Origin of the sequence: Cupriavidus sp. H39 (assembly GCF_050271075.1) — a bacterium.
Classification (GTDB): Bacteria; Pseudomonadota; Gammaproteobacteria; order Burkholderiales; family Burkholderiaceae; genus Cupriavidus; species Cupriavidus necator_B.
The window spans coordinates 1,376,352-1,398,741 of the sequence record NZ_CP189848.1; the positions used below are offsets into that span (position 1 = coordinate 1,376,352).

The 22,390-nt window shown below is 67.6% G+C and carries 24 protein-coding genes; 14 read left to right on the forward strand and 10 right to left on the reverse strand.

The features are described from left to right. Positions 1-101 precede the first annotated feature (101 nt). Entirely contained in the window at positions 102-1,217 is a 1,116-nt protein-coding gene (gene hemH, locus ACOCMH_RS21815) for a ferrochelatase (protein ID WP_427312966.1), read from the forward strand. Beyond that, positions 1,214-1,609, forward strand: coding sequence for an RNA-binding S4 domain-containing protein (locus ACOCMH_RS21820; protein ID WP_427312967.1), 396 nt, complete (start codon positions 1,214-1,216; stop codon positions 1,607-1,609). Before hemH ends, ACOCMH_RS21820 begins: the two co-directional genes overlap by 4 nt. A 71-nt stretch (positions 1,610-1,680) precedes the next feature. Here ACOCMH_RS21820 and ACOCMH_RS21825 read toward each other — a convergent pair whose 3' ends face one another. Then, on the reverse strand, positions 1,681-1,854 hold the full coding sequence (locus tag ACOCMH_RS21825) for a hypothetical protein (RefSeq protein ID WP_427312968.1): 174 nt from the start codon (positions 1,852-1,854) through the stop codon (positions 1,681-1,683). Between the two features lie 275 nt (positions 1,855-2,129). Here ACOCMH_RS21825 and grpE point away from each other — a divergent pair, with 275 nt between their 5' ends. Both grpE and ACOCMH_RS21835 read left to right on the forward strand, forming a co-directional pair. Further along, positions 2,130-2,699: a nucleotide exchange factor GrpE gene (gene grpE, locus ACOCMH_RS21830; RefSeq protein WP_427312969.1), complete on the forward strand. Its 570-nt coding sequence runs from the start codon at positions 2,130-2,132 to the stop codon at positions 2,697-2,699. Between the two features lie 92 nt (positions 2,700-2,791). Further along, positions 2,792-3,223, forward strand: a complete 432-nt coding sequence (locus ACOCMH_RS21835) for a thioredoxin family protein (RefSeq protein WP_427312970.1) — start codon at positions 2,792-2,794, stop codon at positions 3,221-3,223. A gap of 13 nt (positions 3,224-3,236) precedes the next feature. On the opposite strand, the gene ACOCMH_RS21840 is transcribed toward ACOCMH_RS21835, so the two are convergent. Both ACOCMH_RS21840 and ACOCMH_RS21845 read right to left on the reverse strand, forming a co-directional pair. Continuing rightward, positions 3,237-4,520 (reverse strand): phospholipase A, encoded by a 1,284-nt coding sequence (locus ACOCMH_RS21840; protein WP_427312971.1) that lies wholly within the window; start codon positions 4,518-4,520, stop codon positions 3,237-3,239. Between the two features lie 129 nt (positions 4,521-4,649). After that, complete coding sequence (locus ACOCMH_RS21845; protein ID WP_427312972.1) at positions 4,650-5,081, reverse strand: DUF1841 family protein; 432 nt, start codon at positions 5,079-5,081, stop codon at positions 4,650-4,652. Between the two features lie 101 nt (positions 5,082-5,182). Here ACOCMH_RS21845 and ACOCMH_RS21850 point away from each other — a divergent pair, with 101 nt between their 5' ends. Together ACOCMH_RS21850 and ACOCMH_RS21855 are read left to right on the forward strand one after the other, a co-directional pair. Next, positions 5,183-6,121: a DMT family transporter gene (locus tag ACOCMH_RS21850; RefSeq protein ID WP_427312973.1), complete on the forward strand. Its 939-nt coding sequence runs from the start codon at positions 5,183-5,185 to the stop codon at positions 6,119-6,121. 88 nt (positions 6,122-6,209) lie between these two features. Further along, positions 6,210-6,797, forward strand: a complete 588-nt coding sequence (locus ACOCMH_RS21855) for a malonic semialdehyde reductase (RefSeq protein WP_427312974.1) — start codon at positions 6,210-6,212, stop codon at positions 6,795-6,797. An 80-nt stretch (positions 6,798-6,877) separates the two neighbouring features. Here ACOCMH_RS21855 and ACOCMH_RS21860 read toward each other — a convergent pair whose 3' ends face one another. From ACOCMH_RS21860 to ACOCMH_RS21870, 3 genes are read right to left on the reverse strand one after another with little or no spacing between them, the layout of a single operon-like run. Continuing rightward, positions 6,878-7,603, reverse strand: coding sequence for a Coq4 family protein (locus tag ACOCMH_RS21860; protein ID WP_427312975.1), 726 nt, complete (start codon positions 7,601-7,603; stop codon positions 6,878-6,880). A 16-nt stretch (positions 7,604-7,619) separates the two neighbouring features. Further along, a complete protein-coding gene (locus ACOCMH_RS21865; protein ID WP_427312976.1) occupies positions 7,620-8,603 on the reverse strand; it encodes an alpha/beta fold hydrolase in 984 nt (327 codons plus the stop codon). Continuing rightward, on the reverse strand, positions 8,600-10,150 hold the full coding sequence (locus tag ACOCMH_RS21870) for a flavin-containing monooxygenase (protein WP_427312977.1): 1,551 nt from the start codon (positions 10,148-10,150) through the stop codon (positions 8,600-8,602). The genes ACOCMH_RS21865 and ACOCMH_RS21870 overlap by 4 nt, the downstream gene beginning before the upstream one ends. A gap of 97 nt (positions 10,151-10,247) precedes the next feature. Here ACOCMH_RS21870 and ACOCMH_RS21875 point away from each other — a divergent pair, with 97 nt between their 5' ends. After that, a complete protein-coding gene (locus tag ACOCMH_RS21875) occupies positions 10,248-10,913 on the forward strand; it encodes a TetR/AcrR family transcriptional regulator (RefSeq protein ID WP_427312978.1) in 666 nt (221 codons plus the stop codon). Here ACOCMH_RS21875 and nth read toward each other — a convergent pair. Together nth and rsxB are read right to left on the reverse strand one after the other, a co-directional pair. Beyond that, complete coding sequence (nth, locus tag ACOCMH_RS21880; protein ID WP_171517619.1) at positions 10,882-11,526, reverse strand: endonuclease III; 645 nt, start codon at positions 11,524-11,526, stop codon at positions 10,882-10,884. The genes ACOCMH_RS21875 and nth overlap by 32 nt on opposite strands. Beyond that, positions 11,523-12,344: an electron transport complex subunit RsxB gene (rsxB, locus tag ACOCMH_RS21885; RefSeq protein WP_427312979.1), complete on the reverse strand. Its 822-nt coding sequence runs from the start codon at positions 12,342-12,344 to the stop codon at positions 11,523-11,525. The genes nth and rsxB overlap by 4 nt, the downstream gene beginning before the upstream one ends. Before the next feature lie 309 nt (positions 12,345-12,653). On the opposite strand from rsxB, the gene ACOCMH_RS21890 reads away from it, so the two are divergent. Further along, positions 12,654-13,289 carry a TetR/AcrR family transcriptional regulator gene (locus ACOCMH_RS21890; protein WP_427312980.1) on the forward strand — a complete coding sequence of 212 codons (636 nt, stop codon included), beginning with the start codon at positions 12,654-12,656 and terminating at the stop codon, positions 13,287-13,289. A 52-nt stretch (positions 13,290-13,341) separates the two neighbouring features. Here ACOCMH_RS21890 and ACOCMH_RS21895 read toward each other — a convergent pair whose 3' ends face one another. Both ACOCMH_RS21895 and ACOCMH_RS21900 read right to left on the reverse strand, forming a co-directional pair. Next, the gene (locus ACOCMH_RS21895) at positions 13,342-14,610 is read right to left on the reverse strand and encodes a polyhydroxyalkanoate depolymerase (protein WP_427312981.1); all 1,269 of its coding nucleotides are present in this window, start codon (positions 14,608-14,610) and stop codon (positions 13,342-13,344) included. A 307-nt stretch (positions 14,611-14,917) separates the two neighbouring features. Then, positions 14,918-16,114, reverse strand: a complete 1,197-nt coding sequence (locus ACOCMH_RS21900; protein ID WP_427312982.1) for an amino acid aminotransferase — start codon at positions 16,112-16,114, stop codon at positions 14,918-14,920. A 172-nt stretch (positions 16,115-16,286) separates the two neighbouring features. Here ACOCMH_RS21900 and uvrB point away from each other — a divergent pair, with 172 nt between their 5' ends. The 6 genes from uvrB to iscR all read left to right on the forward strand — a co-directional run bounded on the left by uvrB (position 16,287) and on the right by iscR (position 22,383). Further along, complete coding sequence (gene uvrB, locus ACOCMH_RS21905; RefSeq protein WP_171517358.1) at positions 16,287-18,371, forward strand: excinuclease ABC subunit UvrB; 2,085 nt, start codon at positions 16,287-16,289, stop codon at positions 18,369-18,371. 87 nt (positions 18,372-18,458) lie between these two features. Continuing rightward, a complete protein-coding gene (locus ACOCMH_RS21910; RefSeq protein ID WP_111519641.1) occupies positions 18,459-18,680 on the forward strand; it encodes a hypothetical protein in 222 nt (73 codons plus the stop codon). 40 nt (positions 18,681-18,720) lie between these two features. Further along, on the forward strand, positions 18,721-18,963 hold the full coding sequence (locus tag ACOCMH_RS21915) for a hypothetical protein (protein ID WP_427312983.1): 243 nt from the start codon (positions 18,721-18,723) through the stop codon (positions 18,961-18,963). An 85-nt stretch (positions 18,964-19,048) separates the two neighbouring features. Further along, positions 19,049-19,537 carry a low molecular weight protein-tyrosine-phosphatase gene (locus ACOCMH_RS21920; protein WP_171517356.1) on the forward strand — a complete coding sequence of 163 codons (489 nt, stop codon included), beginning with the start codon at positions 19,049-19,051 and terminating at the stop codon, positions 19,535-19,537. Positions 19,538-19,617: 80 nt separating this feature from the next. Next, a complete protein-coding gene (locus tag ACOCMH_RS21925; protein ID WP_427312984.1) occupies positions 19,618-21,714 on the forward strand; it encodes a site-specific recombinase in 2,097 nt (698 codons plus the stop codon). Between the two features lie 117 nt (positions 21,715-21,831). Then, positions 21,832-22,383 carry a Fe-S cluster assembly transcriptional regulator IscR gene (gene iscR / locus ACOCMH_RS21930; RefSeq protein WP_012352431.1) on the forward strand — a complete coding sequence of 184 codons (552 nt, stop codon included), beginning with the start codon at positions 21,832-21,834 and terminating at the stop codon, positions 22,381-22,383. Positions 22,384-22,390 lie beyond the last annotated feature (7 nt).

The following is a 22,390-nucleotide window of genomic DNA, read 5'->3' on the forward strand; positions in this document are numbered from 1 at the left end:
CGGCGCGCAGGTCTGGCCAGCGGCTCAATCCGCAGCGAGCATGGCCGGCGCCGGTGCGCCGCGCCCGCGCCATCCAGGCATCGTGCCTACCCGGAAGCCACATGACGTTTTCTCCCGAACCGGCCTACCAGCACGGCCAGGCGCCGCGCACGGCGATCGTGCTGGTCAACCTGGGCACCCCCGACGCCCCCACGCCCAAGGCGGTGGGGCGCTACCTGAAGGAATTCCTGTCCGACCCGCGCGTGGTGGAAATCCCGCGTGCGGCGTGGCTGCCGCTGCTGTACGGGGTGATCCTGCCGCTGCGTTCGCGCGCATCGGCGCTCAAGTACGAATCGATCTGGCTGCGCGAGGCCCATATGACGGGCTCGCCGCTGCTGGTCTACAGCGAGCGGCAGGCCCACGCGCTGCAGCGGCTGCTGCACCAGAACGGCCACGAAGTGACGGTGGCGTGCGCGATGCGCTACGGCAACCCCTCGATCCCATCGGTGATGGAAGCGTTGCGCCGCCAGGGCTGCGAGCAGGTTCTGGTGCTGCCGATGTATCCGCAGTACTCGGGCACCACCACGGCCACCGCCTTCGACGAAGTGTTCCGGGTGCTGGGCCAGTGGCGCAACCAGCCCGAGCTGCGCCTGGTCAAGCATTTCCATGACCATCCGGCGTATATCTCGGCGTTGCAGCAGCAGGTCAGCGCTTACTGGGGCCGGCACGGCATGCCGGATTTCAGCCAGGGCGACAAGCTGATCCTGTCGTTCCACGGCGTGCCCCGGCGCACGCTGGAGCTGGGCGATCCTTACCACTGCGAATGCCTGAAGACCGGGCGCTTGCTGGGCGAGGCGCTGGGCCTGCAACCCGGGCAATATCAGGTGACGTTCCAGTCCCGCTTCGGCAAAGCCGAATGGCTGCAGCCCTACACGGCGCCGACGCTGGCGGAGCTGGGAAAGGTCGGCGCGGGGCGGGTGGACGTATTCTGCCCGGGCTTCCCGGCGGACTGCATCGAAACGCTGGAAGAAATCGCCATGGAAGGCCAGACTGAATTCAAGGTCGCGGGTGGCAAGGAATTTCACTTCATTCCATGCATGAACGACGCCGCGCCGTGGGTCGCGGCCATGGCTGAGATCGCGCTGCAGCACCTGCAGGGGTGGCCGCTCGCCACGCCGCATCCGCATGAACTGGAGGCGCGGCGCACGCGTGCGCAGGCGCGGGGGGCGGCGGCATGAACGTGGATTTCGACGCGGATGCGCGCCAGCGCATCGACAAGTGGCTGTGGTGCGCGCGCTTCTTCAAGACGCGCTCGCTGGCGGCCGAAGCGGTGGAGCGCGGCAAGGTGCTGGTCAACGGCCAGCCGTGCAAGAACTCGCGCGAGGTGAAGCCCGGTGACAAGGTTGCGCTGGAAGCACACCAGCAGCGCTGGGAACTTGAAGTGAAAGGCATCGCCCCGGCGCGCGGGCCGGCGCCGGTGGCGCAGACGCTGTATCAGGAGAGGGCCGAGAGCCAGTCGCGCCGGGTCGCCGACGCGGAGCGCCGGCGCCTGCAGCCGGAGCCGTCGGCCCAGATCCAGGGGCGCCCGACCAAGCGCGACCGCCGCCGCATCGATGACTTCAAGGGCTGACATGGCAGCGCGGCGGCACCGTTTCCGGTGCCGCCGCGCTGCGGACAGCAAGGTGAGCGGGTCAGCCGGGCTTATTCCTGCGCGACGTCCGGGCTGACGAAGGGAACGATGTAGTGCTTGAACACCGCCTTGCCGCTGCCATACTCCGTATCGCGCGGGGTGAAGGCGCCGGACAGGCAGATAAAGACGGTCATGACCGCCAGCGCGGCCACGAAGCACAGCGTCACGACTGGAAGCTTATGCATGGCCAACCTTTCGGAAGCAGCACAATAATGAACCATCTCCTGCGCCCTCGACATTTTTGTCATTTTTCTTACTAAGAATCTTAGTGAGCGCGATGACGCAAAGCAATAAGGCGTCGATTGCATGGGGCTGCGCTTTGTAACCGTGTGTTTCGGCGTCGCGCCGGCGCCACTCTTGAAAAGCGGCGACCTGCCACCACCTGCATCGGACACACGCCGATTTACCACCCGCGGCCTGGCCCACGGCGGGCCGCGACACTGCATTGATACGGATCGACATGGAAGACCAGAAGCAGACGCCATCCAACCAGACTGCGACGCCTGCGGGCGATGAGGCGGCGAGCGCCGCTACCGCCAGCCCGGAGACCGGCGCGCCGGGAACTGCCGAAGTGGACGATGTGGCGGCCCGATTGGCCGCGCTGGAAGCCAAGGCGAGCGAGCACTACGACCTGTACATGCGCGCGGTCGCCGAAGGCGAGAACATCCGCCGCCGGGCGCAGGAAGATGTCGCCAAGGCGCACAAATTCGCCATCGAGAACTTCGCCGACAACCTGCTGCCGGTGATGGACAGCCTGCAGGCCGCGCTGGCCGACGGCTCCGGCGATATCGCCAAGCTGCGCGAAGGCGTGGAGCTGACCGCGCGCCAGCTGGCCACCGCCTTCGAGCGCGGCAAGATCGTCGAACTCAATCCGGTGGGCGAAAAGTTCGACCCGCACCGCCACCAGGCCATCTCGATGGTGCCGGCGGAGCAGGAGCCCAATACCGTGGTGAGCGTGCTCCAGCGCGGCTACACCATCGCCGACCGCGTGCTGCGGCCGGCGCTGGTCACGGTGGCGGCGCCGAAGTAAACGCCGCCGGTTCCAGGCGGGCGGGGCGCCGTGTCGTCCCGGCCTGGGGCCCGGTGCCTGCCGGCCCGGGCGTTCGTCATTGGGAGCGAACCATGAGCACCGAACCGCAAGCCGGCGCGCCGGACCCGTCCGCGGCCCCGCATCTCGACCAGCGCGCCTTTGACGCGTTTGGGATGCGCGAGGTCGACGACGCCACCATCGATGCCGCCATTGCCGCGGCCGGCGACGCCCTGGTGTGCGTGTTTTTCTGGGGCGTGGACTGCTTCAACTGCGAAATGGCCAAGCAGGCCATGCTCGCCAATCCCGAGCCCGTGCGCGCGCTGGAGCTGCACTGGCTGCACGCCAACGTCTATGCGCATCCGGCGCTGGGGCGGCGCTTCGGCCTGCACGGCATCCCCGTGTTCATGTTTTTCCAGAACGGCAAGAAGCTCGGCCGGGCCACCGGCTGGCACGGCCACGGGCAGTTTGCCGCGGCCGTGGCCAATGCACGGCTGAAGGCCAGCGGCAAGCCGCTGGCCGGCTAGCGCAATCCCGGCTTCAGCGCGACAGCGAGTAGCCGATGCGGAATTGCCACGGCAGCTTGTGGTTGTAGTCGAGCAGGCTCTCGCCGTAGCCGACGAAGTACCCCGCCATCAGGTAGCCGGCCGTGCCCGGGATCAGCCGCGCCATCGGATAGGTCAGCTGTGCGTCGACGCTGCCGTACCACTTGCGCGTGCCCTTGCGCAGCGTTGCCGAGAACTCCCATGAGTCCGGCCGCCCATAGGCGATGCCCAGGTCCATGAAGCCGCGGTAATGGGCGATGTCCGGGTTGTCGGCCTTTTCCACATAGGCATAGAGCTTGGGCGCGACGCGCCAGTGCCAGTCGTTCTGGTCGCCGAAATAGAAGGTCGGCTTGACGAAGACCGTATTGACGCTGCGCGACTCCGCGCCGCTGCGGCCGTTGGATTCGTGATCCAGGCCGGCGGCCAGCGACAGCCGGCTGATGACGTTGTTGCGCACCCCCGTGTCCGACAGATAGTAGAACAGGCTGGGCCGGTAGTTGGTGTCGCGGAACGGCGCCGATTCTTCGCTCCAGTCCCACAACGAGAACTGGGTATAGCTGAAGTAGAGGTTGTCGAACAGGCGCTTCGAAGCCGGGTCCTCGCCCTCGAAGATGCGGTACTTGAAGCTGAACTGGAACTTGGCGTTGGCGCCACCGTGCGCGCCGACGATGAAGTACATCGGGTCGTGGAACGAGAGCCGGGCGCTGTCGCGCAGGTCGGCCGGGGCGGGAGCCGCGGCCTCGGCCGTGGTGATCGGCGTCACCGGCACGGGAGCGCCTTCCACGCTTTCGGCAGCCGGTGCCTGGCTGGCGACCGGCGGCGCCGACGTGGCCGCCTCGCCCGGCTGCGGCAGCCGGTTCAGCGTGACCATCACCGGCGCGGCGTCGATGCCGGTGGCATCCAGGCGCACCTGCCCGCGCAGGACCGGGGGCAGGGCGACGGTGTAGCGGATGGCGCGATGCTCGCCACGGCGCAGGTTGACCACGGCCGGGCCCGAGACTTCGCGCCACAGCACCAGCCGCACCGGCGCCTGCATTTCGCCGGAGGCGGTCACTTCGAGCGTGTCGGGAATACGGTAGCGGCGGGTGGCGTTATCGGCCGACACCACCAGGGTCAGCGTCAGGGGCTGGTTGCCGTCGATCACGCGCGGCGGCTGCAGCAGCGCCACGCCGGCATGGCCGGCGAGCGGCCAGGCCAGCATCAGCGACAGGCAGAGCGGGGCGACGGCACGGCTGGCTGGCGCCAGACGCTGCCGCGGAAAAAGGGCAGTACGGGGCATGAAGAGGCGCGACGTTGCCAAGTGATGGCAACGCGACTAGGGAAAACTCGGAGCCCAAAGCCTACCACGCACGCCCGCAGGGGTTGTGAGGAATTGTACGCTGCACTTTTCGCGCGTACCGCGGGGCTTTCAGCGGCTGGCGCGGCGCCTGACGCAGTCGACGTAGCGGTCGCCGTCCGGGGGCTGGCCGCTGCGCTGCGCCTGCCACAGCATTTCGCCCAGGCATTCCATCACCTGGTGCTGGGCTTCATGCGGGGAATCGAGCCGGCGCGCCAGCGCCTCGTAGGCCTGGCGGATGCCGCGCGGCTGGTCGACCGAAACCTGCTCCGAAATCGACAGATGCATCGCCAGATGCAGGAAGGGATTGGTCTGGCCTTTCTCGGGGGTGTAGTCCTGCGCCAGCGCGCCTTCGGGGTCGCGCAGCAGGTCGTGGTACTCGGGGTGCTCGCCGATCCAGTCGACGGCGATGGCTTCCAGCGGGGTCAGCACGCCGCCTGCGATCTGCTTCTGCCAGGCATCGCAGAAGAACCGGCGGACTTCTTCTCTTGAGGGATTGAACATGGTGGCGCCATTGTAAACGAGGGTGGCGGCCCATGTGGGCTGGCCCGCCAGCTGCGCCGGCGCCGCGTAAAATGCGGCATCCTCGACTCCCTGCCTGCCTGATGCCCGCTTCCGCCCCTACCGCCCCGAGCGATGCCCGCGACAAGCTGGCCGGCGTGCTGCTGATCGCGGTCTCGGCCAGCGCCTTTGGGGCCATGGCAATCTTCGCGCGCTTCGCCTACGCCGCCGGTGCGGACGTGTACGGCCTGCTGCTGGTGCGCTTCATGCTGGCGGCCGCGGCGCTGGCGTGGGTGATGCGCACGCGCGGCATCGCGCTGCCGCCGTGGCGCCGCGTGCTGGCGCTGGCGGCGATGGGGGGCATCGGCTATGTCGGCCAGTCGTTCTGCTTCTTCAGTGCGCTCAACCATGCGCAAGCGAGCCTGGTCGCGCTGCTGCTGTACCTGTATCCGCTGTTCGTGACGATCCTGGCGGCCATCTTCCTGAAAGAGCGGCTGACCACCGCCGCGGTGGTGGCGCTGGTGCTGTGCTCGGTGGGTGCAGGGCTGACGGTGGGCGGCGGCGCCGGTTCGCCGCTGGGGATCGCGCTGGGGCTGGCGGCGGCGGTGATCTATTCCGTCTACATCATCGTCGGCGCGCGCGTCACCGCCGGCGTCAACCCGATCGCCACCACCACGGTGATCTGCGCCACGGCGGCGCTGGTCTACGGCACCGTCGGCATGCTGCGCGCCGGCGCGGGCACGCCGCCGCAGTTCCCGGCCGATGCCGGCGGCTGGCTGGCACTGGCGGGAATCGCGCTGCTGTCGACGGTGCTGGCGATCCTGACGTTCTTTGCCGGGCTGCAGCGGCTGGGCGCGGCGCAGGCGTCGATGCTGTCGACGCTGGAGCCGGTGGTTACCGTGGTGCTGGCGGCATTGCTGCTGGGCGAGCAGATCGGCGCGGCGCAGGCCGTGGGCGGCGGCCTGATCCTGGCGGGGGTGCTGTGGCTGACCCGCCGCGGCAGCGCACCTGCGCCGGCGCGCGCCGACATGCAAGGGAATTGAACAGGTTGCTCAAAGGCGCTGTCGTGAGGCAAGCCGGCCGTTGGGTACAATCGCGCCTTCTTTCACCTCCCGTACAGAAAGGACGCGCATGTCCCAGATCAATACCGCCGCGCTGGCGCAGCTGTTCACCGAAGCCCGCACGCACAATGTGTGGCAGGACCGCCACGTGGACGACGCCGTGCTGCACCAGATCTATGAAGCGATGAAGTTCGGCCCGACCGCTGCCAACAGCAGTCCCGCGCGCATCGTGTTCGTCAAGAGCGCCGCCGAGAAGGCGCGCCTGGTGGACTGCGTATCGGCCGGCAACGTCGACAAGACGCGCTCGGCGCCGGTGACCGCCATCATCGCCTTCGACACCGCCTTCCACGACCAGCTGCCCAAGCTGTTCCCGCATGCCGACGCCCGCTCGTGGTATGCCGGCAACGACGAGAAGATTGCCCGCGACGCCCTGATGAACAGCTCGCTGCAAGGCGGCTACTTCATCCTGGCCGCCCGCGCGCTCGGCCTCGACTGCGGCCCGATGGGCGGCTTCGATGCCGCCAAGGTCAACGCGGCGTTCTTCCCGGACGGCAAGTGGCAGGTCAACTTCCTGTGCAACCTGGGCTATGGCGTGGCCGAGAAACTGTTCCCGCGCGGTCCGCGCCTGTCGTTCGACGAAGCCTGCCGCATCGTCTGAACGCGCCCGGTACCGGCAAATAGAAAAAAAGCGACCCGCGCGGGTCGCTTTTTTTTGCTCGGGGTTTGCCAGGCGCGCGATCAGGCGGTCCATTGCTGCATCGGGTTGCAGGCCAGGTAGCGGCGCGGCGCGCCGATCCCGAGCCGCGCGCGCGCCGCGTCGATCGGTTCGTGCAGCAGCTTCTCGTAATCCTCGCCCAACAGCCAGCTGGCGCGGCGGCCCAGACGGTAGCCTTCCAGCACGGCGCGCGCAAAGGCCAGGCTGCCGGTGAGGCGCAGGCTCTTCAGCGACGCTGCGATGGCGATGAAGGCCCAGCCCTTGCCGCCGGTCTGCGCATAGCTGAACGCCACCAGCGCGGCTTCGCCCAGGCTCTCGTCGGCCCGGTAGCCGGTGAGCACGTGCCAGATATCGTGGATGTCGCGCGTACGCCGGCCGAACCACAGGTAGGCATCTTCCAGCACCGGTTCCTGGTCCAGGTTCGACACCTTGGCCAGTCCGTCCGCGCTGTACCCGGTCTGTTCGAGGAACGCGCGATAGGCCGCGCCGACCGTGCCCGGCGCGAACCCGGCGACGTAAGCGGGATCGGACAGGCGCTCGGCCAGTTCGACGCGCTGGTAGACCATGCGGCGCCCGTCGTGCGTGGCCAGCAGGCGGCTGAAGTTGCGCGGCATCGACGGGCCGTTGAGCGCGCGCATGATGCGGAACACCTGCTCGGTGTCGTTGCCGTCCGCCATCAGCTTGCGCACGGCGCGGAGCGCGGCGAAGACATCTTGCTTGTAGGGGTTGGAACCCGTCGTGGTGGTCATGGGCGGTCTCCCGGGATCAGGCAAACTGTGCCGGACGCGGCGCGGACACCTGCATCCGCGCCGCAGCCTCGCGCACGAAATCGACGCTGGCGGCGATGGCGGTCACCGGCAGCATATGCCCGCCGTTGACCAGGGTCAGCGTGGCGCCCGGCACCTTGGCCACCAGCGCTTCGCCGTGCTCGGCGAAGTTCAGGATGCGGTCGTCGCGGCCGTACAGCACACTGACGGGCACGCGCAACGTGCCATAGTCGCGCAGCAGGGCTGGCAAGCTCTGCGCGGCGCCGATCAGGTCTTCAGACGCCGCCAGGAAGTGGCGCGGGCGCAAGGCCAGCAGCCCGCCGCCGCGGGTCGGGAAATCGTCCGGGACCGGATCGGGGCCGAACACGAGATCCATGACCTCGGCGCGGTGCCGGATCGACATCGGCACCACCAGGGTCCAGGCCATCAGCCGGCGCTGCCATGCGCGCGGCACGGTCATGGCCCTGAACACCGGCGAGATCGCCTGGGGCGGATGGGTCAGCGGCGCGATCAGCGCCAGGCCGCCGACGCGCTCCGGATGGCGGATCGCCAGCGCCAGCGCAATCGCGCCGCCCAGCGAATGGCCCACCACCAGCGGCCGTTCCAGGCTCAGCTGGTCGCACAGCGCGGCCAGCGCGTCGGCCTGCGCGGGCAGGTCGGCAGCGCTGCCGGGCGTGCGCGTGGAATGGCCCGCGCCGGGGCGGTCCACGGCGATGACGCGGAAGTGCTCGGCCAGCGGCGCGATCATGCCGTAGCCAAAGTTTTCGAGCTGGCCCGACAGGCCATGCACCAGCAGCAGCGCCGGACCTTGCCCGCGCTCCACCACATGCAGCCGCGCGCCCGGCACGTCGACAAAGCGGCCGGGCGGCGGCATGGCGGCTTCGATGCGCCGCGCGGTACGCCACGTGTACAGCCACAGCGCGGCGCCGGACAGCAGCGTCAGCGCCATCGGCAGGCCCAGGGTGATGAGCAGGGCAGTCATGGCTGCACCTCGCTGGCGGACACGGCCGTATTGACGCCGCTTGCGTCCTGGTGGTTGCGCAGCGCCGGCGCTGCGGCAGGCGGGGCGCCGAACTGGAGTACGCCATCGGCGATGCGGCCGTGCCGGATGGTCAGCAGGTCTTTCAGGTAGTTCTGGTGCACGCGCCACGGCTTGCGGTCGCCTTGCCCCGGCAGCACGCCGGCGGCGCGCTGCACATAGCCCGAGGTGAAGTCCAGGAAGGGGGTCGGCTGCATCGCTGCGGGCGCGTGCGGCACGGCGATGCGGTGGCCATGGCGGTCCATGTGCCGCAGCAGCCGGCAGACATACTCGGCCGTCAGGTCGGCCTTGAGGGTCCACGAGGCGTTGGTGTAGCCGAAGGCCAGCACCAGGTTGGGCACCTCGCTGAGCATCATGCCCTTGTAGGCGAGGCATTCGGCGGGGCGGCGCGGGCGGCCGTCCACCGTGAGCGCAATGTCGCCCAGCATGTTCAGCTTCAGGCCGGTGGCCATCACCACGATATCCGCGGCCAGCGACTTGCCGCTGGCGAGCACGATGCCGTCTTCGGTGAAGCGCGCGATGGTGTCGGTGACCACCGAGGCGCGGCCCTCGCGCAGGGCGCGGAACAGGTCGCCGTCGGGCACCAGGCACAGGCGCTGGTCCCAGGGCTTGTAGCGCGGCGTGAAATGCGTCGCCACGTCGAAGCCCGGTGGCAACTGCGCCGCCGCCATGCCGACCAGGCGCGCCTTGACGCGTTCCGGCCGGCGCCGCGCCAGCTGGAAGAAGGTCATGCCGAGCAGCACGTTCTTCCAGCGCGTGACGGTGTAGGCCAGCCGTTCCGGCAGCACCCGGCGCAAGGTGCGGGCCATGGCGTCTTCGCCGGGGCGCGTCACGATATAGGTGGGCGAGCGCTGCAGCATGGTCACGTGCGCCGCGCGGCTGGCCATCGCCGGCACCAGCGTGACCGCCGTGGCGCCGCTGCCGATCACCACCACGCGCTTGCCGCTGTAGTCCAGCGCTTCGTCCCAGAACTGCGGATGCACGATGCGGCCGCGGAAACGGTCCTCGCCGTCGAACGCGGGCCGGTGGGCCTCGGCATAGCTGTAATAGCCGGCGCACACATAGAGCAGGCGTGCGCTTAGGCGTAGCCGGCTACGGTCGGCGCCGCGCTCGGCTTCGATGGTCCAGCACGCTTCGGCGCTGTCCCACGCCGCGCTGACCACGCGGTGGCCGAAGCGGATATGGCGCATGATGCCGGCTTCTTCGGCGGTCTCGCGGATATAGGCGCGGATCGACGGCCCGTCGGCGATGGCCTTGGCGCCGCGCCAGGGCTTGAAGCGGTAGCCCAGCGTGTACATGTCCGAATCCGAGCGGATGCCCGGGTAGCGGAACAGGTCCCAGGTGCCGCCGATGGCGTCGCGCGCCTCGAGGATGGCGTAGCGCTTGCCCGGGCAGCGCCTTTGCAGCTGGCGCGCGGCACCGATGCCGGACAGGCCGGCGCCCACGATCAGGACATCGAGAACTGCGTCATCGGTACTGGCGTCGCGCATTGGGGGCATCCGGACGAATGTCACTTCTGACAACATAGATTGTCAGAAGCGATCCGGCAAGTTTTCTGCGAGTTTTCGGACCCTAGGGAATGCCATAATGGCGCGCATGACACCCGAGCTGACCCCCGCGCGCCGCTACCGCGGCGCCGACGCCGAAGAGCGCCGTGCCCAGCGCCGCGCCCAGCTGATCGCCGCGGCCGTGCAGGTCTACGGCGAGCGCGGTTACCAGAACGCCACCGTCAAGGCCGTGTGCGAGGCCGCGGGCCTGACCGAACGTTATTTCTACGAGTCATTCGCCAACAGCGAGGCCTTGCTGCTGGCCTCGTTTCAAACGGTCACGCACCGGTTGCTGCACACCCTCATGATGGCGGGCGAGGGGGCCGGCAAGGGCGGCCCGCAACAGGCGCTGGCCATGCTGCGGGCCTATTTCGGCGCGCTGCAGCGCGAACCGCGCTCGGCGCGCGTGTTCCTGGTAGAGATCCGCGGGGTCAGCAAGCTGGTCGACGGCGCGCTGGCCGACTCGCTGGACGAATTCGGCGCGCTGCTGGCGCAAGCGCTGCTGCCGCCGGGGCGCGAGCGTGACCCGCTGCTGACGGCGGGCGTGGCGGGAGGCGTGGTTCACCTCGCCGTGCGCTGGATCCGCCACGGCTATACGCCTGATGTGGAAGTGGTGGCGCGCACCGCGCTGCAGCTGGCGATGGTGCTGGCGCAGGCGCCCGAAACGGCAGCTGCTACAGCTGCGGCGCCGGGGTTTTCTCCCTGAACTCGCACAGCGGTTCGATGGCGCAATGCCAGCATTCCGGCTTGCGCGCCTTGCACACGTAGCGGCCGTGCAGGATCAGCCAGTGATGCGCGTCGTGCAGGAATTCGTGCGGCACGCACTTGAGCAGCTTCTGCTCGACGACGTCCACGTTCTTGCCAGGTGCCAGCCCGGTGCGATTCGAGACGCGGAAGATATGCGTGTCGACCGCGATGGTGGGCTGGCCGAACGCCGTGTTGAGCACCACGTTGGCGGTCTTGCGGCCCACGCCGGGCAGCGCTTCGAGCGCCTCGCGCTCTGCCGGCACCTTGCCGCCATGGCGTTCGACCAGGATGCGGCAGGCCTCGATCACATGCCGCGCCTTGGTCTTGTACAAGCCGATGGTCTTGATGTATTCGCTCAGCCCGGCTTCGCCCAGGTCCAGCATCTGCTGCGGGGTATGCGCAATCGGGAACAAGCGGCGCGTGGCCTTGTTCACGCCGACGTCGGTGGCCTGCGCCGACAGCAGCACGGCGATCAGCAACTCGAACGGCGAGCTGTATTCCAGTTCCGTGGTCGGGGCCGGATTGACTTCGCGCAGCGTCTCGAAGATGGCACGGCACTTGGCGGCGTTCATGGTTCTGGTTTCTGGTCGATGGCCGGGTCCTGAGCGGCGTCGGGATCGACCTGCTGTGGCGTCAGCCCCATGCGCGCGCGCCGCGCTTCGGCGGCGTCGATCTGGGCCTGCACCGCGGCCGGGACGTTTTCGGTATTGCGCGGCTGCGCGGCCTGCTGCTTCTGCCGGGCGCGTTCGATCGCGGCCTGGATGATGGCGCGCTTGCGTTCCTGCGCGGCACGCTCGGCATCGGTCTGCGGCGCTTCGGCCTGCACCGCGGCGAGCTTGGCGGCGGCCTTGGCGGCGAGGCGCGCGTCGTTCTCCTCACGCTCGCGCGCCAGCCGCGCATTGCGCGCCAGGTAGCGGGCGTGCGCGGCATCGGCCTGCGCCTGCGACCACGCCTCCCAGCCGGTACGCGCGCCCGTCACCGGGACCATGTCGATGCAATCGACCGGGCAGGGCGCCACGCAGAGATCGCAACCGGTGCACAGGTCCGGGATCACGGTATGCATCTGCTTGGCGGCGCCGGCGATGGCGTCCACGGGGCAGGCCTGAATGCACAGCGTGCAGCCGATGCACAGGCTCTCGTCGATGCGGGCGACGGCGCGCGGCTGCTCGGTGCCGCGCTCCGGATCGAGCGGCAGCGGTTCGGTGCCCAGCAGCGCGGCCAGGCGCACGATGCCCTGCGCGCCGCCGGGCGGACAACGGTTGCAGGCGGCCTCGCCGCTGGCCATGGCTTCGGCATAAGGGCGGCATCCGCTGAAGCCGCACTTGGTGCACTGGGTCTGCGGCAGCAGCGCTTCGATACGGTCGGCAAGGGACTTGGCGGCGGGATTCACGACAACGGACAGCAATTCAGGGGACAAGAACGGACTAGAGCAGGGTCAGATTCATCACCAGCACGGCGCGAGCAAGAGATTTACGCGGCGCTGTGAGCGGTTGGCGACATAACGGCGGCCCGATCGGGGCGGACAATGTGCTGGCGACCCCTGCGGCACCCGGAGTCTCTGCGGACCCCTGCGGTTTTCGCGCCGCAAGGATTATCCCCGATTTCGCCGGCGGACAGAAACGGCGATGATGCGCGTCGCGCGGCCGGATTGCCGCATTCCGGCCTGTGCCATAATCCGCGCAACGATCCACCAGACCCCATGTCAACAGAGCCCAAGACCAAACGCGACCCGGAAGGGACGCGCCGACGCATCCTCGCTGCGGCCACCGAGGAATTCGCCAAGGGGGGGCTGGCCGGCGCCCGCGTCGACCAGATCGCCCGGCGCGCGGAAACCAACGAGCGCATGCTGTATTACTACTACGGCAGCAAGGAAGGGCTGTTCCTGGCGGTGCTTGAGAAGCAATACGCAAACTTTCGCGCCGCCGAAGAGCAATTGCACCTGGTCGACGAAGACCCGGTCGCGGGGGTGCGCGCGCTGGCCCGCTTTGTCTGGGACTGGTACTACGAGCACCCCGAGTTCATCCGCCTCGTCAACAGCGAGAACCTGCACGAAGCGCGTCACCTGAAGAAATCCGCCCAGCTGCAGCAGCTGATCAACCCGGTGGTCGACGTGCTCGCCGACGTGATCCGGCGCGGCCAGCAGCAGGGACTGTTCCGCGACCAGATTGACGTGCCGCAGTTCTACCTGACGATTTCTGCGCTGGGCTACTACGTGCTGTCGAACCGCTACACCATCAGCGCCGTGATCGGCCGCGACGTGGCGTCGCAGCAGGAGCATGAGCGCTTTGCCGAACTGCACACCGAGATGCTGCTGAGCTACCTGAAGAAGCCCTGAGCCCCGACAGCGCGCGCCAGACAGAAACGCCCGCATGCGCGGGCGTTTTTCGTTACTTGCTGGCCGCGGCCACCGGAACGTCGTGGTACTTGCGGATGAAGTCGCGCAGCTGCGGGTAGATGTCGTCGCGCCAGCGGCGTCCCGAGAAGATCCCGTAGTGGCCGCAACGCTCGGCGTTCAGGTGCTGCTTGCGGTTTTTCGGGATGCCGGCGCACAGGTCGTGCGCCGCGGCGGTCTGGCCCGCGCCGGAGATATCGTCCAGCTCGCCTTCGATGGTCATCAGCGCCGTGCTCTTGATGTCCTGTGGGCGCACCGGCTTGCCGTCGATGGCCCAGGTGCCGTTGGCCAGGCGGAATTCCTGGAACACCTCGCGGATGGTATCCAGGTAGTACTCGGCGGCCATGTCGAGCACCGCGTTGTATTCGTCGTAGAAACGCACGTGGGCCTCGGCGTCGTCGGCATCGCCCTCGACCAGGCTCAGGTAGTAGTCATAGTGCGACGACAGGTGCCGGTCCGGGTTCATCGCGACGAAGCCGGCATGCTGCAGGAAGCCCGGGTAGACGCGGCGGCCGTGGCCGGGGTAGTTGGCCGGCACGGTGTAGATGACGTTGTTCTCGAACCACTCGTAGGACTTGTTGGTCGCCAGCGAGTTGACCGCGGTCGGGCTTTTGCGCGCATCGATCGGGCCGCCCATCATGGTCATGGTGCGTGGGGTCTTTTCGCCGGCCGACGCCATCAGCGAGATCGCGGCCAGCACCGGTACCGTGGGCTGGCACACCGAGATCACATGCAGGTTCTCGGCGCCGATATGGCGGATGAATTCCTGGATGTAGTAGATGTAGTCAGACAGGTGGAAGGCGCCTTCCTCGACCGGCACCATGCGCGCGTCGATCCAGTCGGTGACGTAGACCTTGTGGTCCTGCAGCAGCGTGCGCACCGTGTCGCGCAGCAGCGTGGCATGGTGGCCCGACAGCGGCGCGGCCACCAGCACCACGGGCTCGTCCTTGAGCAGCTTGATGGTCTCGGGGTCGTCGGCATAGCGCTTGAAGCGCAGCAGCTTGCAGAACGGCTTTTCCAGCACGGTCTGCTCGACGATGGGGATGTCGCGCCCGTTGGAGCGCACCGACTTGATGTCGAACGCCGGTTTTTCGTATTCCTTGCCGAGCCGGTACAGCAGTTCGTAGCCGGCGGCGAGGCGGGGCGCGCCAGGTACCAGCGACATCGGGCTGAGGGGGTTGGTGAAGGTCTTGGCGGTCGCCTGGGCCCACGCGGTCAGCGGGTGCAGGATCGAGCGCTGGAACTCATGCAGTTGATAGAGCATGCCGTTTTTTGCCTGGTCTTACTGAGGATGCGTACCACCAAGTAACAATGTACTGACAATACACCTTGAATCGTGTGGCGCCGATTATGCCTGAATCGAACGACCGTGCTGACGATCTTGCTTTGCAGCATATACCTTAAAGTACTTCGGTATGCGCGGAACACAATAAGGCATAGGCCTGATTTTTCGGTGACAACGTCCTACAACATCGCAAACAAATGCAAAAAGCGGCCGAAGCCGCTTTTTTGCTATGGCATTGTGATGCCCGCGCCAGTTGCCGGCTGTTGCGGCACGGCAACCGTTGGCGTTACATCACGGCTGCGATCGCGTCGACCACCGCATCGATGTTGCGGCTGTTCAGCGCGGCCACGCAGATGCGGCCGGTGCCGACGGCGTAGATGCCGTGCTCGTTGCGCAGGCGGTCCACCTGGGCCGAGGTCAGGCCCGAGTACGAGAACATGCCGCGCTGCGCCTTGACGAAGGAGAAGTCGCCCGGCACGCCCTTGGCGGCCAGCTTGTCCACCAGCGCGTGGCGCATCAGCTTGATGCGGTCGCGCATTTCGGCCAGTTCTTCTTCCCACATGGCGCGCAGTTCCGGGCTGTTCAGCACGGTCGCGACCACGGTGCCGCCGTGGGTCGGCGGGTTGGAATAGTTGGTGCGGATCACGCGCTTGACCTGCGACATCACGCGCTGCGCTTCTTCCTTGCTGGTGGTGACGATCGACAGCGCGCCGACGCGCTCGCCGTACAGCGAGAAGCTCTTCGAGAACGAGCTCGACACGAAGAACGGCAGGCCGGAATCCGCGAACAGGCGCACCGCGGCGCCATCGGCGTCGATGCCGTCGGCAAAGCCCTGGTAGGCCATGTCCAGGAACGGGATCAGGTTGCGTTCCTTGACCAGTTCCACTACCTGCTTCCACTGCTCCGGGGACAGATCCACGCCGGTCGGGTTATGGCAGCAAGCGTGCAGCACGACAATGGTATTGGGCGCAAACGACTTCAGCGAGTCCACCATGCCGGCGAAGTTCAGGCCATGGCTGGGTGCGTCGTAGTAGGCGTAGTTGACCACCGGGAAGCCGGCGGATTCAAACAGGGCGCGGTGGTTTTCCCAGCTCGGGTCGCTGATGGCGACCTTGGCGTCCGGGTACAGGCGCTTGAGGAAATCGGCGCCGATTTTCAGCGCGCCGGTGCCGCCAAGTGCCTGCGCCGTCACCACGCGGCCTTCCGTAATCAGCGGCGATTCCTTGCCGAACAGCAGCGTCTGCACCGCCTGGTCGTAGGCCGCGATGCCTTCGATCGGCAGGTAGCCGCGCGGGGTGGCCGTGGTCAGCCGGGATTTTTCTGCCTCCTGGACGGCGCGCAGCAGCGGGATTTTCCCTTCGTCGGTGAAGTACACGCCAACGCCCAGGTTGACCTTGGTCGCGCGGGTGTCGGCATTGAAGGCTTCGTTGAGGCCCAGGATCGGGTCGCGCGGGGCCATCTCGACGGCAGAAAACAAACTCATTTGGAATCTCGTGGTCGGCTATGTGAAAAACGGAAGGCGTAGAATGCTCCGAACTGCGCTGGAGGCTGGCAGGCCCGGCCGCGCTCTTCTTGGCTTGAAGCGGGGGCTGACAGCCCCAAGATTCTAGCGTAATCCGCCCGTTTTCCTCAGGTATTTCCCTAGTCACGCCCCTATGACGAACCTTGCCGAAGCCGCGCCGGCCCTGGACGAAGACAAATTCGTCACATTTCCCGGTTCTCCGTTCCAGCTGTACCAGCCGTTCCCGCCCGCCGGCGACCAGCCGGAGGCGATCCGGCAACTGGTGGAGGGCGTGGAAGACGGCCTGTCGTTCCAGACCTTGCTGGGCGTCACGGGTTCGGGCAAGACCTTCACCATGGCCAACGTGATCGCCCGCATGGGGCGGCCGGCCATCGTGTTCGCGCCCAACAAGACACTGGCGGCGCAGCTCTACGCGGAATTCCGCGAGTTCTTCCCGCGCAATGCCGTCGAGTACTTCGTCAGCTATTACGACTACTACCAGCCCGAGGCCTACGTCCCGCAGCGCGACCTGTTTATCGAGAAGGACTCGTCGATCAACGAGCATATCGAGCAGATGCGGCTGTCGGCGACCAAGAGCCTGCTCGAGCGCCGCGACACCATCATCGTGGCGACCGTGTCGGCCATCTACGGTATCGGCAACCCGACCGAATACCACCAGATGATCCTGACGCTGCGGGCCGGCGACAAGATCAGCCAGCGCGACGTGATCGCGCGCCTGATCGCGATGCAGTACACCCGCAACGAGACAGACTTCCAGCGCGGCACTTTCCGCGTGCGCGGCGACACCATCGATATCTTTCCCGCCGAGCATGCCGAGATGGCGGTGCGACTGGAAATGTTTGACGATGAAGTCGAGTCGCTGCAGTTCTTCGATCCGCTGACGGGGCGGGTGCGGCAAAAGATCCCGCGCTTCACGGTTTACCCGTCGAGTCACTACGTGACCCCGCGCGAGACCGTGCTGCGCGCGATCGAGGCGATCAAGGCCGAATTGCGCGAACGGCTGGAGTTCTTCCATAAGGAAAACCGGCTGGTGGAGGCGCAGCGGCTCGAGCAGCGCACCCGCTTCGACCTCGAGATGCTGTCCGAGCTGGGCTTCTGCAAGGGCATCGAGAACTATTCGCGCCACCTCTCCGGCGCGCGCCCCGGCGACCCGCCGCCAACGCTGGTCGACTACCTGCCACCCGACGCGCTGATGTTCCTGGACGAGTCGCACGTACTGATCGGCCAGCTCAACGGCATGTACAACGGCGACCGCGCGCGCAAGACCACGCTGGTCGAGTACGGCTTCCGGCTGCCGTCGGCGCTGGACAACCGGCCGCTCAAGTTCGACGAGTTCGAGCGCAAGATGCGCCAGGTCATGTTTGTCTCGGCCACGCCGGCGCAGTTCGAGCAGGAGCATGCCGGGCAGGTGGTGGAGCAGGTGGTGCGTCCCACCGGCCTGGTCGATCCGATCATCATGGTGCGCCCGGCGACCACGCAGGTCGACGACCTGCTGTCCGAAATCCATGCCCGCGTCGAGGCTGGCGAGCGCGTGCTGGTGACCACGCTGACCAAGCGCATGGCCGAGCAGCTGACCGAGTTCCTGTCCGAAAACGGCGTCAAGGTGCGCTACCTGCACTCGGATATCGACACCGTAGAGCGCGTCGAGATCATCCGCGACCTGCGCCTGGGCACCTTCGACGTGCTGGTGGGCATTAACCTGCTGCGCGAGGGGCTGGATATTCCGGAGGTGTCGCTGGTGGCGATCCTCGATGCGGACAAGGAAGGCTTCCTGCGCGCCGAGCGCTCGCTGATTCAGACCATCGGCCGCGCCGCGCGCAATGTCAACGGCACCGCCATCCTGTACGCGGACCGCATGACCGACTCGATGAAGAAGGCCATCGGCGAAACCGAGCGCCGCCGCGCCAAGCAGATTGCCTTCAACGAAGCCAACGGCATCACGCCGCGCGGCGTGGTCAAGCGCATCAAGGACATTATCGACGGCGTCTACAACGTCAGCGACGCCAGGGCCGAGTTGCAGGCCGCGCAGGAGCAGGCCCGCTATGAGGAGATGAGCGAAAAGCAGGTGTCCAAGGAGATCAAGCGGCTGGAAAAGCTCATGCTCGACCATGCGCGCAACCTCGAGTTCGAACAGGCCGCGCAGGTGCGCGACCAGTTGGCCAAGCTCAAGGCGCAGGTGTTCGGCGCCAGCGGCGAGGGCGCGCTGCCACCTGCCTGATACGCCGCAACGCCTGGCGCGCTTCGCCTATAGTGAAATCCTCGGCGGCGCAGGGCAAAGGTGCAAGATCGCCGCGAAGGAGTCACGATGGAACGCCAGTTCGAATACGGCGGCTACGCGGTGGTGGTCACCGCGGTCCCGAATGCCGCCGGCGGCTTTGCCGCGCAGATGCGCATCGCCGACGCGTTCGGCGAGCCGACCGGCCCAAGCTTTGAAGCGATTGCCGGCGACGCGCCCACCCCGGAAGCTGCCATTGCCCTGGCGGAGGCCGGCGCCATGCGCGCAATCGACGCGGGCGAGGTCAGCTAGCCCGCCAGCCGGGCATCCCCATTTCCCGTGGAGAACCACAATGACCGACATCGGCGAATGGAAGAAGAAGGTCTATGAAACCCACGAAGTGCAAGTGCAGGTCAGGCAGCGTTCGCAGAGCGAATGGTCGTACACCGTGCGCGTCTGCCGTCCTGGCACCAACATCCGGGCCGCCGGCACGCTGACCGATGCCTCGCGCATCACCGACCACTACAAGTCGGCCGAGGCGGCGCAAGTGGCCGGGTTTGCGCATGGCGAGCGGCTGGCCAAGCAGCTCGCCTAGCGCCGCGAGCGGCGGCAAGAAGGGGGCGGAAAGGCGCCGCAGGTAGAATCGCGCCTGCCATGCCACCTTGCCAAGCCTTGATCCGATGAAGCCATACGCCATCCTGATGTGTTGCATGGGGAATATTTGCCGTTCCCCCACGGCGGAGGGCGTGCTGCGCGCCAAGCTGGCCGCCGCGGGGCTGGCGCCGCTGGTGGAGCTGGATTCGGCCGGCACGCATGAATACCACCTCGGCCGCGCCCCCGATCCCCGCACCCAGCACCATGCCCTGCAGCGCGGCTATGACCTGTCCGCGCTGCGCGCGCGCAAGGTGGGCGTGCCGGACTTCGACCGCTTTGACCTGATCCTGGCGATGGATCGCGAGAATCTCGCCGGCCTGCTGCGGCTGCGCCCGGATGCCGGTGACAAGGTACGGCTGTTGATGAGCTTCGCCACCCGCCACCACGCCGACGAGGTCCCGGACCCGTATTACGGCGAAGGCGATGGCTTCGAACGCGTGCTCGACTACATCGAAGATGCCTGCGACGGCCTGGTCGCCGAACTGCGCCAGCGCCTGCAGCCTCCGGCCGGCTGATCCGGCCCGCTGCACAGTCTTCCCTGGCCCCGCCGCGCGTCATGCGCCCGCGGCCGGCGGCCCGACCCCGACGAGAATCCATGCTTCGCAAACTATTCCGCAAGTGGCGCGAGTCGCGCAATGCCAGCCTGCAGCTCGACGCCATCCTGGCCGCGGCCGATCCGCAGGCACCGCTGGCCGAGCGCAACGGCTGGCTGATCGAACTGGCCTTCTGGATCCGGCGCGACGGCGGCCTCGGCGCCGATGCCGACAGCCAGGAAGACGGCGCGCCGCGCCGCCATCCGGAACTGGTGCGCCTGCGCTACCTGCTGCAGGTGCTGGAGCGGCATCCGGACTGGGCCGCGCGCTTTGCGCAGACGGTGCGCAGCCTGGTGCGCGAGAACGACCCCACTGGCCTGTTCTGCGATACCGGCGTGGCGCAGCATCCCGGCTTCGTCAGCGAGATGGTGAGCCGGCTGCAGAGTCGCTTCCTGCCGCCGCCGCCGAACCGCAGCGACATGGCCGCGCTGTTTGCGCTGGTGTTCGTCGGCGACGGCGATGCCGACTGGGTCGAGGCCATCGACGATGCGCTGATGGCGCGGCTGGCACACGTGCTGGACGCTGGCCACGCCGATGGCGCGACGACGGGGCTGGCGCGCCAGCGCGAGACGCTGGGCCAGACCCTGGCCACCAGCATCGCGGTGCTGGTCAGCCAGGTGCGCGCCACCGGCCTGAGTCAGGCGATCCGCTCGCGGCTGGCGGGGCGGGTCGAGGACACGCCCTTCTTTCGCCTGGACGAGGCCGTCCAGGCGCTGCGCGAGGAAGGCCTGCGCCGCGACCACCACAGCTTCGGGCACCGCCTTAACTATTTCCGCGGACTGCTGGATGGCTGCCACGCCGCCGCCCGCCACGTGTACGAAGACCTGGAGGAAAACGGCGTGTCGGTCGAAGTGGTATTCCAGATCGAGCGCATGAAGGTGCAGCTCAGCCGCATCGAGCTGCTGCTGGCGGCGTGGGTCGAGCCCGGCCGACCCGGCATGCCGGCGCACCTGGTGGCCGAGCTGATCCGCTCGACGCAGGCCCGGCGCAGCATTGCGCATCTGGCCGGGACCTCGTTCGCGCAACTGGCGCGCAAGGTGGTGGAGCGCTCGGCCGAGACCGGCGAGCACTACATTACGCGCGACCGCCGGGAATATGCCGAGCTGGTGCGCGCCGCGGCGGGCGGTGGCCTGGTCTCGGTGGTCACGGTGTACCTGAAATTCCTGATCTACGGGCTGCACCTGGACAAGTTCAGTGAAGGCCTGCTGGCCTCGCTCAACTACGCCGGCAGCTTCCTGGCCATCCACTTTGCGCATTTCACGCTGGCGACCAAGCAGCCGGCCATGACCGGGCCCGCGCTGGCGCACCGGCTCGATGGCGCCGGGCGGCCGGAAGGGCGCGAGATCTTCGTCGACGATACCGTCGCCATGATCCGCTCCAATGCGGCGGCCATTGTCGGCAACCTGGCGGTGGTGTTCCCGGTGGCGCTGGGCGTCCAGTGGCTGGCGCACAGGGTGCTGGGGACCAACCTGATCACGCCGGCCAAGGCCATTGCCACCATCGAATCATTCTCGATCCTGGGCCCGACGCCGCTCTACGCTGCCTTCACCGGCGTGCTGTTGTGGCTGTCCAGCCTGTTCGCGGGCTGGGCCGACAACTGGTTCGCGCTGCACCGCGTGCACGACGTGATGGCCTACCACCGCCGCCTGCAATATGTGCTGGGCGCGCGCGGCGCCACGCGCGTGGCGGACTTCTGGAAACGCAACCTCTCGGGCATCGTTGCCAACGTGTCGCTGGGTTTGCTGCTGGGCCTGGGGCCCGAGATCCTCAGCTTTTTCGGCCCCCATATGGAAGTGCGCCATGTGACGCTGTCGACCGGGTCGGTCGGCGCAGCGATGGGCGTGCTGGGGTGGGACGCGCTGCGCATGCCGGCGCTGTGGCTGGCGTTCGCTGGGATCGCGCTGATGGGCATGCTCAACGTGGCGGTCAGCTTCGCGCTCGCGTTCAATATGGCGCTGCGGTCACGCAATTTGCGGCGTGTCGATCGCGCCGAGCTGAGCGCGGCCGTGCGGCGGCGCATCCTGAAACAGCCGCTGTCGCTGCTGGTGCCGCCGCGCGCGGCACCGCCGCAGGCGGCTGCGGGCGGGCGCCAGGCCTGAGCGCGGGGTGGTGCGGTGCGGCAGGGGTAGTTGACTGAATTAGTCGGGTACCTTTATACTTGACGGAAACGATCAAGTATTAGCTTCACCCCCACGCTTCACCCACAGCCCTGCACCATGAGACTGACCACCAAAGGCCGCTTCGCGGTCACTGCGATGATCGACCTGGCCATGCGCCAGGACCAGGGGCCGGTCACGCTTGCCGGCATCAGCCAGCGGCAGAAGATCTCGCTGTCGTACCTGGAGCAGCTGTTCGGCAAGCTGCGCCGGCATGAGATCGTCGAGAGCGTGCGCGGCCCGGGCGGTGGCTACAGCCTGGCGCGCAAGGCCGAGGACGTCACCGTGGCGGACATCATCATTGCCGTGGACGAGCCGCTGGATGCCACCCAGTGCGGCGGCAAGGGCAATTGTAACGGAGATGACGGCTCCGGGCGCTGCATGACCCACGAACTGTGGGCCACGCTGAACCAGAAGATGGTCGAGTACCTGGACTCCGTTTCCCTCAAGAACCTGGTGGACCAGCAGCGCGAGCGCCAGCCCGCCGTGCTGCACGACATGCGCGAAGACGCCGCGCAGCCGGTCGCCGCCGCGCGCGGCAAGGCCGACAAGCAGGAAAAGCCGGTCCGGGCCAGAATGGTGAATTCAGTTTTCAGCCTGGCGCAATCCTGAGCGTACG